This window comes from Luteibacter sp. Sphag1AF, from assembly GCF_014192715.1.
Lineage (GTDB): Bacteria > Pseudomonadota > Gammaproteobacteria > Xanthomonadales > Rhodanobacteraceae > Luteibacter.
Map to the genome: position 1 here is coordinate 169721 of NZ_JACHYH010000001.1, position 13652 is coordinate 183372.

A 13652-nucleotide genomic window follows, 5' to 3' on the forward strand; every position below is an offset into this window, starting at 1 on the left:
CACGTTCCCGTTCATTGATTTCAGCCTGCCTGCGCCACTTCCAGCGCGCGGGCCAGGCGCTTGGCAGAGACCGGTTCTGCGGTCTTCAGTTCCTGCGCGTACAGCGACACACGCCACTCTTCCAGCAACCAGCGCAGCTCGTGCCAGGCATCGGCATCCGGCGCCGTCCCGCCGGCATGAAGCAGCGCACGCCAGTACGGCAGCACTTGCAGCATACGCGACTGATCGCGGGCCGGGTCCTGACGCAGGCGCTCGGCGCGAAGCTTCATGGCCTTCAGGTAGCGCGGGAGATGGGCGAGGCGCGTATTCGGCAGCTCGCGAAGGAATCCGGGCAGCAGAAGCGCATCAAGCTGTTCGCGCAGGTCGTCATAGCTGGCCTTGGCGAAACCCAGCAACGGCGGCTGCATCCACGGCTTGAGCTCGGCCTGCGCCTCGATGATGGGCTCGGCCAGCTTCAGGCGCGCAACCGCCGCGCCAAAAAGCTCCCGCGACAATTCGACGCGCAGGGCCTCGAACTCGCCCTGCGTGCGGGCGTCCAGACGGCGATCCGCGATCAGGTCGGCAAAGCCCCCTTCCACCAGATCGTCGCGAAGACCATCCACGCTGCCCATCGGGGCATATTTGAGGGAAAGCGGATTGGCGATGGGCAACTGGCGGCGAGCACGCTTGAAGTCGGGCGCCAGGGCCTGTCGCAGCAGACGCTCCACGCCGCCCACATGCGCCTCGCGCGCTTCGTCTTCACGCTCGAATACGCGCAAGGCCACGGCTTCGCCCAGGTCTACCAGCGCCGGCCACGCGGTGAGGCCACCGTCGGAGCGCACCTCGCGCGGGATGGACTCGAAATCCCAGCTGACGATGTCTTCACGGGTCAGTTCGATGTCGGTCTTGCGCGAAAACGCTTCGCGCGCCTTGCCTTCCCAGTGCGCACGAATGGCGAGCAGATCACGACCCTCGGCTATCGTGCGGCCGTTCTCGTCGTGCACACGAAAGCGCATCAGGAAATGAGGCGGCAGTTCCACGTCCGCGAAAGCCGCCGCGTCAATCGCGACGCCCGTCGTACGCTTGAGGAACGCGGCAAGCGCTGCGGTCAGCGATTCGTCGCGCGGCGCCTGCGCTTCCACGAAGGCGCGCGCAAAATCCGGGGCGGGCACGAAGTTGCGACGTAGCGCCTTGGGCAAGCCACGAATCAACTCGGCGACCTTTTCCTGAAGCAGACCGGCCACCAGCCACTCGCAGCGCTCGGCGGGCACCGCGTTGAGGAAGGCCAGGGGAACATTCATGGTGACGCCATCGGCCGGATCACCCGGAACGAATCGGTATTCCAGCCGGTAGCGATGCTGGCCCATGTCCAGCGACGCGGGAAACGCGTGCGGATCGAGACCGGCGCCGCTGTCCATGATGTCGGCCAGCGACCAGCGAAGCGCGGCCTGCTCACCGGGCGGCGCCTTGCGATACCACGCATCCAGCGCGCGGGAGTCGGAGATGTCTGCGGGCAACTTGCCATCAAAGAACGCGGCCAGCTCGTCATCACCACGCAACAGGCCGGCACGGCGCTGCTTGGCTTCGATCTCGTGCGCCTGTTCGAGCACGCGTGCATTGGCGCGCACGAAATCGGCGCGCGCGTCGATTTCGCAACGGATCAGCGCTTCGCGCACGAAGATGTCGTGCGCCGCTTTCGGGTCCTGCCGATGGAAGGTAACCGGGCGACGTTCCACGAGAATGAGGCCGAACAGCGAGACCTGTTCGTAAGCGACCACGGCCCCGCGCTTGCGCGACCAGTGCGCATCGCGCGCGGCGGCGCGCACCAGATGCGCTGCCTGTGATTCGATCCACGACGGATCAATGCGCGCGCACATCATGGCCCACACGCGACCGCCGATATCAATGATCTGGGCTGAGAACACCCACGCAGGCGGCGCCTTGGAAAGCGCCGAGCCAGGAAACACCTGGAAGCGACGCTCGCGGGTGCCGCGATATACGCCCTTCTCATCCTTGTGCCCCACCTGCGTGGGCATGCCGGCGAGCAGGCTGCGATGCACGGCTTCAAACCGCGCATCTGCCTCGTCACCCGGCTTGACGGCCGCCTGTGCAGGCGCGGCGATGACGGGCGCCGCGGCGTCGGCTTTCGCACTTCCACCACGGCGACGGCGCTTGCGCTGACCCGAATCACCCGTGACATTCACCGGACGGGTCTGTCCGGTCACCGCAGGCGCGCTGACTGCGGCATCGCTTTCCCAGCCGATATCGCGCGTCACCAGCACGATCTGCCGGTGCAGTTCGCGCCATTCGCGCATGCGCATGAAGCTCAGGAAGTGCCGCGAGCACCAGTCACGCAGCTTGGCCTGGGTCAATTCTTCGGAGGTGTCGTGATACGCCTTCCACAGGTTGAGCACGCCCACGAAATCGGATTTCGGATCGGCAAACTGTGCGTGCGCGGCATCCGCCTGCCCGCGTGATTCGGGCGGACGTTCGCGCGGGTCCTGAATGCTGAGGAAGGCCACGATGGTGATGGCTTCGCGCAGGCAATGCAGTCGCCGCGATTCCACCAGCATGCGCGCCAGCTGCACGTCGATGGGCAGACGCGCCACGGTGCGGCCGATCTCGGTAAGGCGCCGCGCGTCATCAATCGCGCCGATTTCCGCGAGGCGGCGATAGCCGTCGGCGACCACGCGCGGATCGGGTGCGTCGAGGAACGGGAAGTCTTCTACTTCGCCCAGGTCGAGCGCCAGCATCCGCAGAATGACGTTGGCGAGCGACGAGCGCAGCAGTTCCGGATCGGTGTATTCCGGGCGGGTGACGAAATCGGCCTCGTCGAACAGGCGATAGCAAATGCCCGGACCCACGCGGCCACAGCGGCCTTTTCGCTGGTTGGCGGCAGCCTGGGAGATCGGCTCCACGTGCAGGCGTTCAAGCTGGCTGCGCTGGCTGTAGCGTTTGACGCGCGCGGTGCCTGAGTCCACCACGTAGCGGATGCGTGGCACGGTCAGCGACGTTTCGGCCACGTTGGTGGCCAGCACGACGCGGCGTTTCGGGCCCGGCTTGAAGACGCGGTCCTGATCGTTGGCCGAAAGCCGCGCGTAAAGCGGCAGGATTTCCGTTTCCCGATACTGGCGCCGAGACAGCAACAGATGCGCGTCACGGATTTCGCGCTCGCCGGGAAGGAAGATCAGCACGTCGCCGCGTGGGTCCTCACGGGTAATTTCGTCCAGCGTGTCGGCAATCTGCACCGCGAGGTTGCCTTCGCCGCGCTCGCCGGGTGGTCGCCAGCGCACTTCCACCGGATAGGTGCGCCCTTCCACGGCCACGATGGGCGCGTCGGCGAAATGCTCGGCAAAACGGCCGGTGTCGATGGTGGCCGAGGTCACGATGATCTTCAGATCAGGGCGACGAACGGCCAGGCGCTTCAGGTAGCCCAGCAAAAAGTCGATGTTGAGGCTGCGCTCGTGCGCCTCGTCGATGATGATCGTGTCGTAGGCCGACAGCCAGGGATCGGACTGGGTTTCCGCCAGCAGGATGCCGTCGGTCATGAACTTGACCAGCGCCTGCTCGGAGACTTTCTCCGTGAAACGGACCTGGAAGCCGACCTTGTCCCCGACGGGGGTGCCCAGTTCCTCGGCCACACGCGTCGCCACCGAGCGTGCCGCCAGGCGACGCGGCTGGGTACAGCCGATCAGCCCGGCCTCGCCCCGCCCTGCCGCAAGGCACAGTTTGGGCAATTGGGTCGTCTTGCCCGAGCCCGTCTCACCCGCGATCACCACGACCTGGTTCTCGCGAATCAGCTTGATGATGTCGTCGGCACGCGCCGTGATGGGCAGCGACTCGTCCAGCCGGATCGGTGGCTTGGCGGCCACCCGAGCGGCGCGTCGGGCCATGGAGGCGCGGATCTCGCTTTCCAGGGCATCAATGCGCCCGGAGTCCACACCTTTGCGGGACAGCGAGCCCAACCGGCCCAGCAGGCGGCCGTAGTCCCGACTGCTGACGCGTGACAGATCGTTCCGCAGGGCACGAAGCCGCGGATCGGGCGAAGACGACTGGGAGGGGGTTGTGGACGGACTCATGGAACCGCAAATGATAGCCTGAGCCTATCTATTGGATTGGAACGTTTCATTTCCAAGCTCCCTGCGTCAGCTATAACCTCAATGACAGACGTTCAGGACACTTCAAGGAGACAAGCACGATGGCCATTGATATCGGTATTGCGAAGAAGGACCGCGAGGCGGTCGCCAAGCACCTGTCCAAGCTGCTCGCCGACACCTATTCGCTGTACCTGAAGACCCACAGCTTCCACTGGAACGTGACCGGGCCGCAGTTCAACAGCCTGCACACCATGTTCGAGGTCCAGTACAACGCCCTGTGGACCGCCGCCGACGAAGTGGCCGAGCGCATCCGCATCCTGGACATCTTCGCCCCGGGCTCCTACAGCCAGTTCGGCAAGCTGACCTCGATCAAGGAAGAAACCGGCGTGCCGGAGTGGAAGGACATGGTGGCCCAGCTGGTGGAAGGCCACGAAATCGCCGCCGCCACAGCCCGCGACACGATCAAGGCCTCCGACGAGGCAGGCGACGAGGGTACGGCCGATATGGTCACCGGCCGCCTGAAAGAACACGAAAAGACCGCCTGGATGCTGCGCTCGCTGCTCAAGTAAGCCGCTTCCGGGGCAAAAAAGGGTGGAGGCCATGGGTCTCCACCCTTTTTTGTGCCTCAGAACGCCACGAGCACCAGTTCATTTCCGTAAAGATCAAGCACATGCGCGAACCGCGCCTCGCCCTCACCGCGCGGCGGAAGGCGTACGGTGCCGCCCTGTGCCACGAAACGCGACACGGCCGCGTCGCAGTCGTCCACGTAGATGACCATCAGGGGCTGCCCGCCTGCCTGGCGGCCAATCAGGTCCTCCTGGCCCGGCAGCGGTTGCAGCAGCCACAGGCCCACGCCGCCGGAAGCGTCCTGGGCTGGCAGGCCCAGATGAAGGAAACGCTGCCCTTGCGCCGACGAATCGTGCAGCACGGCGAACCCCAGCGCCCCCGCATAGAAGGTTTCCGCCTCGTCATAGTCGCGCACGAGCAGAACGATCCTGCCCAGCCGATTGCCACCCGATACCGCCATGTTCACTCCCCTTCAATAACGCCGGGGATTGTGCCTCTATGAGTTGAGCCTGACTATCCATGCTGCAATGCGTTGAGCCTGCTGCGCCCGTTCGTTAAGCTCGGCGGGTTAGATCATCGTTTCTTTGGGGGCCAGAAGGTCCGGGGATTGTTTTGAGCGCTTCCACCACGACCGACACCCGCCACCCCGTTTTCGTAGCGCTACTGCTTGCGCTGGTCGTTGCGGGGCTGAATTTCGGGCTGTGGTTCCTCGGCAACATGCCGAATGGACCCGATCCCTGGAAGGGGCAGATTGGCGGTTTCGCCTTCTCCGCGTACCAGCGTTACCAGAGCCCGATGAAGGGCGACATCACTTCCGACCCGGAACTGACGTCCGACCTGAAGCTGGTCCGGCAGTATTCGCCGCGCATCCGTACCTACTCGATGCTGGAGAACCCCCAGGTGTTCCGGCTGGCTCAGCAGGAACACATGGACGTGCTGGCCGGTGCGCTGATCGACCGGCGCATCGACAACAACGAGCGCGAGATCGAAGCGCTGATCGCGCAGGCCAACCGCTTCCCCGAGACGATCACCCGCGTGATCGTCGGCAACGAAGTGCTGTTCCGTGGCGACCTGTCACCGGAGCAGGTGATGGCGTACCTCGACCGCGTGCGCGCGGCCGTGCGCCAGCCCGTGTCGGTGGCCGAGCCGTCCTACATCTGGTTTGAATACCCGGAACTGGCCGACCACGTCGACTTCATCACCGTCCATCTGTTCCCCTACTGGAACGGTATCGACCGCCGATCAGCGCTGAACGACTCGCTCGGAAGCTACAACTCACTGCGCGAGCGTTTCCCGGGCAAGCACGTCGTGGTGGGCGAAATTGGCTGGCCCTCCAACGGTGACCGCTTCCAGTACGCCTACCCCAACGTCTCCAACGAGGCGATTTTCCTGCGCGACTGGTTCAATGCCGCGCGCCGGGACAACATCGACTACTACGTCCTGGAAGCCTTCGACCAGCCGTGGAAGGAAAACCTCGGCGAAGGCCGCACCGGTGCCTACTGGGGCATGTTCAATGCCGACCGCCAGCTGAAATTCCCGCTGACCGGCCCGGTCACCGAAGATGTGAGCTGGCCCTGGAAGGCGTTGGCCGCTGCCGCGCTGGCCTTCGTGCCGATGCTTTGGTTCGCCACCCGCTTCAGCCGCTTCAAGCTGATGGGACGGCTGTTCATGCTGGCCATGATCCAGCTGTCGTGCGGCCTCATCGTCTGGTCGGCCACCCTGCCCTTCAATTTCTACCTCAGCCCGTTCGACTGGGCGATGCTGATCCTGCTGTTCCCGGCGCAGATCGCCATTCTGGCCATCCTGCTCATCAATGCGTTCGAGTTCACCGAGGTGCTTTGGCGCCGCAGCTGGATTCGCCATGCGGAAATGCTCACGCCCGATCCGCCCGAGCGCCAGCCTTTTGTGTCGATTCACCTGGCCTGCCACAACGAGCCGCCCGAGATGGTGATGATCACGCTGGACTCGCTGGCTCGCCTGGAATACGCGAATTTCGAAGTGCTGGTGCTGGACAACAACACCAAAGACCCGGACGTGTGGAAGCCGGTGGAAGCCTATTGCCAGCAGTTGGGCGAGCGTTTCCGCTTCTTCCATCTGGAACCGTGGCCCGGCTACAAGGCCGGCGCGCTCAACTTCGGCCTCACCGCAACCGATCCGCGTGCCGAAGTGGTGGCGGTCATCGACGCCGACTACGTGGTGCGCGAAGACTGGCTGTCGACGCTGACCGGCTATTTCCACGACAGCAAGGTGGCCGTGGTGCAGTGCCCGCAGGCGCACCGCGATTTCGAGCGCAACAAGTTCCGCCGCATGACCGCCTGGGAATACGACGGCTTCTTCCGCATCGGCATGCACCACCGCAACGAACGCAACGCCATCATTCAGCACGGCACGATGACCATGGTCCGCCGCTCGGCGCTGGAAGGCACCGGCGGCTGGTCCGAATGGACCATCTGCGAAGATGCCGAACTGGGCCTGCGCCTCATGCACGCCGGCTACGAGCTGGTGTACGTGGACGAACTGATGGGCAAGGGCCTTACCCCTGCCGACTTCAAGGCATACAAGAGCCAGCGTTATCGCTGGGCGTTTGGCGCCATGCAGATCCTGAAGGGTCGCTGGCACTGGATGACCCGCCGCGGCCCGCTGAGTGCGGGCCAGCGCTTCCACTTCCTCACCGGGTGGTTCAGCTGGTTTGCCGATGCGCTGCATCTGATCTTCACGCTGATGGGCATTTTCTGGACGGCCGGCATGATCGCGCTGCCGGAATATTTCAACCTGCCCATGCAGTTGTTCCTGATTCCGGTCATCGGCTTCTTCTTCGCCAAGGCCATCTTTGGTGTGGTGCTGTACCGCGCGCGTGTCCCATGCAGCTGGCGCGACACCCTGATGGCCTCGCTGGCCAGCATGGGCCTGTCGCACGCCATCGCACGCGGCATCCTGCATGGCCTCACCCGCGAGAAGACCGCCTTCGTGGTCACCGCGAAAAGTCGCCGCATGGGCGGAAGCAGCTTCGCGGCGTTCGCGCCGGTACGCGAGGAAGGCCTGATGGCCCTCGCGCTGGCAATGGCGGTCGCGGGCATGGCGTATGCGTATGGCACCCGTTATCTGGAGAGCATCCTGTGGATGTCGATCCTTGCCGCGCAGTCCATTCCGTATGTATCGGCACTGGTCGGCGCATGGATTGCTCACCGCGCGGGCGACGAAGCGGGTTGATCGACGCATCGTCAGTAGTGAGACCCCATCTAGTGACCTGGATGGGGTTCTGAGGGTAAGTTAGGGCCAGACTTCGTCACCACGCGTTGTCGCTTCGTGCGGGAAACTTCTCCGCTTGTTGCCCCGGAGCGATCGGGGCATTGGGATCGAGAGACGGGAACGGGACGCCAATGCGCCGAACCAGACGCCATGGACTGCTGCTGTTGCCGTGGTTCTTCCTTCCTGCCCTCGCCCATGCGGGGGTCACGCTTGTGGTTGACGGCGTGGACGAGCCCCTGAAGGGCGCCGTCGTATCAGGTGTGGAACTCAGCCAGTACGCATCGCGTGACATTTCTGCCGCACAGGCAAGGCGGCTGTACGAGAAAGCACCCGATCAGGTGCAGGCCGCGCTGCGTCCCTATGGCTATTACGAAGCCACCGCCGAGGGCGACCTCAAACAGGTGGGCGGCAACTGGCAGGTCACGCTGCACGTGAAACCCGGCTCGCCCGTGGTCGTGTCCTCGGTCACCGTGGACATCGACAAGGAAGCGGCTGCCGTGCCCGGCGTACGTCGCGCCATCCGTGCCGCCGAAGCACTGAAAGACAAGCCGCTCAATGACGGCCAGTACGACGCATCACGCGACGCGATCAGCGCGGCGCTGACGGCTACAGGCTTCCTGGATGCGAAGCTGACCGTTCACAGGGTCGAAGTGAACCGTTCGGAGAAGAAAGCGACCGTCTCCCTGGCCTGGACCGCTGGCCAGCGTTACCGCTTCGGCAAGGTCAATTTCAGGAACGCGCAGTTCCGCGACAAATTCCTCGACCGCTACGTGCCGTTCAAATCCGGCGATTATTTCGCACAGGACAACCTGCTGCTTCTGCAACAGTCGCTCAACGGCGCGGACTACTTCTCCGTCGTCAACGTCATGCCCGATATCGACGAGGCGAAGAACGGCATCGTGGATGTAGACGTGGAACTGGCTCCGGCCAAGCGCACCATCTATACCGGCGGCCCGTTCTTTGGCACCGACACGGGTGCGGGCGTGCGCGGCGGCATCGAAAAGCGCTGGGTGAATGATCGCGGCCATAAATGGAAAAACGAACTGGTCGTTGCGCAGAATCTGCAAACGCTGTCCACGCTGTATCAGATTCCGATGCCCGGCTCCAACCAGCGCAGCTTCAACTTCGGCGCCAATTACCGCGATGCCAACACGGCCACGTCGCAATCGCGCACGCTGCAACTCGTGGCGAACGAAACGCGGCTGTGGCACGGCTGGACGCGCACTATCGGCGTGAACGTGCTGTCGGGCACTTTCACCGTGGGCAAGCGCGGTGGCGAACCGGACAACACCTTCGGCATCGAACACGGCCGCAGCACCCTGCTGTATCCGGAAGTGTCGCTGTCGCGCAAATCCGGGGACAACCCCACCTTCGTGCGCAAAGGCTGGTCGTTGAGCATTGTGGGGCGCAGCACCGTGGGCAGCCTGCTGTCGGATGCACGCTTCTCCGAAGTGGTGGCCAATGCCAAATGGATTCAATCCTTCTGGGGCCGCAACCGCCTCATCCTGCGCGGTACTGCCGGAAAAACCTGGACGAACGATTTCAGCGACCTGCCCCCTCAGTTGCGCTTCTTCGCAGGTGGCGACCAGTCGGTGCGCGGCTATGGCTTCGAGAGCATCGGCCCGCGCAACCAGTACGACCGGGTGATCGGCGGTGACAGCCTGCTGGTCGCCAGCACCGAAGTGGAACACTACTTCACCAGGAACTGGGGCATGGCCGCATTCGTGGATGCGGGTAACGCGTTCAGCGGCACCAACTACAGTCCGCGCATCGGCGCCGGCCTGGGTGTGCGCTGGCTGTCACCCGTCGGCATGGTGCGCGTGGACGTGGGTGTGCCAGTGCACGACAAGAACGAACACGGCGTGCAGTTGCACGTCGTCATCGGGCCCGACCTGTGAGGAGCACCGGCATGAAATGGTTTCTCCGCGGGTTGCTTGCGCTGGGCGTGCTGCTTGTTCTGGTTGCGTCATTCGCGTGGTGGGCGCTGGGCACCGGCGCGGGCCTGCGCTTCGCGCTGGCGCGCGCCAGTGCCTTCACCAACGGCGCGCTGACCGTGCAGCATGCCGAGGGCAGCCTTGCCGGGCCGCTGGACATCACCGGTCTGCGCTACGTCGACGGCAAGGGCATGGACGTGAAGGTTGCCAAGGCCCATCTGGACCTGCGCATCCTGCCACTGCTGCGCAAGCGCGCGCACGTGCTTGACCTCAATGTGGATGGTGTCGATGTCGTGCTTGGACCGAGCGAGCCGGACACCGAACCGTCGTCACCCTTCTCGTTGTCACCCCCGCTGGATGTGGTGCTGGATCGCGTACACGTCGGTCACGTGAAAGTGACCCAGGCCAATCAGCCGCTGTTCGAGTCCAACTCCCTCGACCTGGCAGGCTCGTGGACCGGCAAGGGCATCGAATTCCGCCAGCTCTCCCTGAAAGCGCCGGATGGTCACGCGGACCTCGGCGGCACGCTGGCCATCGGGCGCGGCTACAGCGGCGATGGCAAAGCCTCGTTCGCATGGAAGGTGGCCGGCGTGGACTATGCCGGCAGCATCGAAGCACACAGCGATGGCAAGAACGCAAAAGCACTGATCGAACTCACGCTGCCGATGGTGGCTCAGATCGACGCCAACCTTGAGCAAAGCGGTGACTTCGCATGGACCGGACGCATCGACGCCCCGCGCTTCAATCCGAAGCCGCTGCTGGGCGACAGTTCGCTCACTGCGCTGGGCGTCGCGCTTGAAGGCAAGGGCAACCGCTACGGCGCCGATGTCTCCGGCACGGTCGATCTCAACGATTACACCGTGCGCCTCGCTCCGCTGCGCGCGAATTTCGATCACGAGTACAAGCGCCTCACCATCGACGAACTGACCGCAGGTTCGCCGCAGTTTCAGGGCGCGCTGACCGCGCGCGGCACGGTACAACTGGATGCGAAGCCCGTCTCCGCTGACCTGCGCCTGGACTGGAAGGACGTGCTCATTCCCGAGAACGTGGCTGGCCAGGATCTGGCCAGCGCGGGCGGCGTGGCCCTGCGCGGCAGCGCCGACCAGTTCCATGCCGAAGGTGCCGTGGACATCGGCCCGCCCGGCCAGGTGCAGCACCTCACACTGGATGTGGATGGAACACCCAAGGTCATCACGCTCAACACGCTGACGCTGAAGCAGCCCAAGGGAAGCCTTGAGACCAGGGGCACGCTCATCCTTGATCCGCAACTGGCGTGGAAGCTCGATATCCAGGGCAACAATGTCGACCCCGGCCAGCTGCTGGCGGATTGGAATGGCGCTCTCAATCTGGATCTTTCCAGCGAAGGCAAGCTGGTCAACAACGAACCCACCGGCACTTTCGATCTGCGCAAGCTCGACGGCACGCTGCGCAAGCGCGCACTGCGCGGCAACGGACGCCTTGCCCTGATACCGGGCAACATCGTCAATGGCCAGCTTGACCTGGCCTCCGGCGGCAGCACCATTCACCTGGATGCACGCGGCGACACCAGCAACAACGCGGATCTGAAACTCGCCATCGCCTCGCTCGGCGACTGGCTGCCCGATTCAGGCGGACGCATCGACGGCGATATCAACGTGCAGGGCAAGTGGCCCGCCCTCGCCGTAAAGGCCAACGTGCGCGGCAGCGCCATCGACTACGCCGGACAGAAACTCACCAGCCTTCGCGTCGATGCCAATATTCCCGACATCAGCAAGCCGGGCGGCACCGCTGCCATCGACGTCGCAGGCGTGGATGCCTCCGGCATGCGTTTGGACAGCGTGGCCATTCACGCCAACGGCAACGAGCAACGCCACCAGCTCACCATCGACGCGAAGGGCAAGCCGTTGTCGGCGGACCTCGCCCTGTCCGGCAGCCTGAAAGACGGCAACTGGAACGGCACGTTGTCCACGCTGAATCTCGACGTGCAGGGCCTGCCCCGCTGGCGCCTGCAAACGGCCAGTCAACTGGCATGGAACAACGGCGCGGCGAGCATGAGCGACCTGTGCCTCACAGCCGGCGATCCGCTGGTGTGTATTGCGGCGAAGCAGGACAAAGCCGGCAACCTTCAGGGCAACTACCGCCTGCGCAACATCCCTGTCGCGATGATCCTCACGGCAGCCGGTTCGTCCGACCTTCCCATGCATGCCGAAGGCAGCATCCAGGGTGATGGCAACGTGTCGCGTACGGCGGCCGGAGCGCTCAGCGGCCAGGCCAACATCACCTCCGCGCACGGATCGGTCGCCTATACCGATCACGCGGATCAGCCTCTGCTCGTTTACAACGATCTGGTAGCCAGCGCGCAGCTCAGTCCTGCCAGCCAGCGCATCACCGTGCGTGCCAGCCTCAACGACGGCGGCACACTGGACGGCAACGTCGGCATCAGCGGCGCGCAGCAGGCGTTGAGTGGCAGCGTCTCCGTGCATCTGAAAAACCTCGCTTTCGTGGAGCTGTTCACCAGTGCCGTGGCCGAGGTCAAGGGCGCGCTGGACGGCAGCTTCCAGATGGGCGGCACCATCGCCCAGCCCGCCATCACCGGCCAGGCCACGCTGGGTGGATTCGCCGCCGAAGTCCCCGCTGCCGGCCTGAAACTGAAAGAGGGGCGCATCACCCTCACCACGTCGGACGCCGCCAACTACCGCATCGACGGCACCGTCCGCTCTGGCGATGGCACCCTCACCATCGCGGGCAATGCAGGGCTGGGCAAAGGCGGCAGCACGCAGATCGGCATCACCGGCAACAAGTTCACTGCGGTGGACATTCCCGCTGCCAAGGCCGTGGTGTCGCCGGACATCAAGCTGGTGCAGAGCGGCGAAGGCACGAACGTCACCGGTAAGGTCAGTGTCGATATGGCCGACGTCAACGTGGAGCGCCTGCCGGGTGCGGGCGCGACCAAGGCGTCGCCGGATGTCGTAGTGGTGGACGACAAACAGCACGAGCAGGAAAAGGCCGCCGAATCGCTACCACTGACTGCCGATATCCGCGTGGACCTCGGCCAGCATGTTCACCTTGTGGGCTTCGGCATCGACGGCCGGATTACCGGCGCGCTGGATGTGAAAGAACGCCCTGGCCGCGTCACTACCGGCCAGGGGCAGATCGGCGTTGACGGTACTTACAAGGCATACGGTCAGGATCTGCGCATCGAGCAGGGCCAGTTGCTGTTCGCGAGCACGCCCATCGACAACCCCGGCATCAACATCCGCGCGGCACGCACGCTCAATCCCAATGCCACGGTTGATGAAGGCCAGAAAGTTGGCCTGTATGTGTCCGGCACGGCGCAACGGCCGATTCTGACCGTGTTTTCCAATCCGGTGATGGAGCAGTCCGATGCGCTCTCGTATCTGGTAACAGGCAAACCGCTGTCGCAAGTGAAGGGCGGCGAAGGCAATATGGTGGGGGCGGCTGCGCAGGCACTGGGCTCTGCGGCGGGTGACCTGCTGGCCAAGAGCGTCGGATCGAAGATAGGCGTCGACGACATTGGTGTGTCCAATAACGATGCACTGGGCGGCACGTCGGCGTTCACCGTGGGCAAATACCTGTCACCCCGTTTGTACCTGAGCTATGGCGTGGGTCTTTTCGATCCCGGCCAGGTCATCACCCTGCGCTACCTGCTCAACCACCGCTGGAACTTCGAGGCGCAAAACGCCACCGACTTCAACCGTGCCAGCCTGAACTACCGCTTCGAGAAGTAGGCTGTCGCGGAAGCGCGCTCAACTATCCACAGCCGGTGTGGATAGTCGATGCATAAGCATGTGGATAAGTTGCTTCCAGCCTTGTCGGCCAGATACTT

At 64.2% G+C, this 13652-nt stretch carries 6 protein-coding genes; 4 read left to right on the top strand and 2 right to left on the bottom strand.

Going from position 1 to position 13652, the window contains the following annotated elements; all coding sequences use genetic code 11:
* Positions 1-20: 20 nt before the first annotated feature.
* A complete protein-coding gene (hrpA, locus tag FHW69_RS00760) occupies positions 21-4058 on the bottom strand; it encodes an ATP-dependent RNA helicase HrpA (protein ID WP_183421091.1) in 4038 nt (1345 codons plus the stop codon).
* A gap of 119 nt (positions 4059-4177) precedes the next feature.
* Here hrpA and FHW69_RS00765 point away from each other — a divergent pair, with 119 nt between their 5' ends.
* Positions 4178-4645 carry a Dps family protein gene (locus tag FHW69_RS00765; protein ID WP_183421092.1) on the top strand — a complete coding sequence of 156 codons (468 nt, stop codon included), beginning with the start codon at positions 4178-4180 and terminating at the stop codon, positions 4643-4645.
* A 56-nt stretch (positions 4646-4701) separates the two neighbouring features.
* Here FHW69_RS00765 and FHW69_RS00770 read toward each other — a convergent pair whose 3' ends face one another.
* Entirely contained in the window at positions 4702-5103 is a 402-nt protein-coding gene (locus FHW69_RS00770; protein WP_183421093.1) for a VOC family protein, read from the bottom strand.
* Positions 5104-5255: 152 nt separating this feature from the next.
* Between FHW69_RS00770 and FHW69_RS00775 the strand changes: the two genes are divergently transcribed.
* The 3 genes from FHW69_RS00775 to FHW69_RS00785 all read left to right on the top strand — a co-directional run bounded on the left by FHW69_RS00775 (position 5256) and on the right by FHW69_RS00785 (position 13554).
* The gene (locus FHW69_RS00775) at positions 5256-7853 is read left to right on the top strand and encodes a glycosyltransferase family 2 protein (protein WP_183421094.1); all 2598 of its coding nucleotides are present in this window, start codon (positions 5256-5258) and stop codon (positions 7851-7853) included.
* Between the two features lie 170 nt (positions 7854-8023).
* Positions 8024-9790 carry an autotransporter assembly complex family protein gene (locus FHW69_RS00780; protein ID WP_183421095.1) on the top strand — a complete coding sequence of 589 codons (1767 nt, stop codon included), beginning with the start codon at positions 8024-8026 and terminating at the stop codon, positions 9788-9790.
* Positions 9791-9801: 11 nt separating this feature from the next.
* Positions 9802-13554 (top strand): translocation/assembly module TamB domain-containing protein, encoded by a 3753-nt coding sequence (locus FHW69_RS00785; RefSeq protein WP_183421096.1) that lies wholly within the window; start codon positions 9802-9804, stop codon positions 13552-13554.
* Positions 13555-13652: the final 98 nt, after the last annotated feature.

What these genes read in the sequence shown, in the direction of transcription:
- FHW69_RS00780 (WP_183421095.1), top strand. Translation starts at nt 8,024, where the DNA reads ATGCGCCGAACCAGACGCCATGGACTGCTGCTGTTGCCGTGGTTCTTC.
- hrpA (WP_183421091.1), bottom strand. Translation starts at nt 4,058, where the DNA reads ATGAGTCCGTCCACAACCCCCTCCCAGTCGTCTTCGCCCGATCCGCGG.
- FHW69_RS00765 (WP_183421092.1), top strand. Translation starts at nt 4,178, where the DNA reads ATGGCCATTGATATCGGTATTGCGAAGAAGGACCGCGAGGCGGTCGCC.
- FHW69_RS00785 (WP_183421096.1), top strand. Translation starts at nt 9,802, where the DNA reads ATGAAATGGTTTCTCCGCGGGTTGCTTGCGCTGGGCGTGCTGCTTGTT.
- FHW69_RS00770 (WP_183421093.1), bottom strand. Translation starts at nt 5,103, where the DNA reads ATGGCGGTATCGGGTGGCAATCGGCTGGGCAGGATCGTTCTGCTCGTG.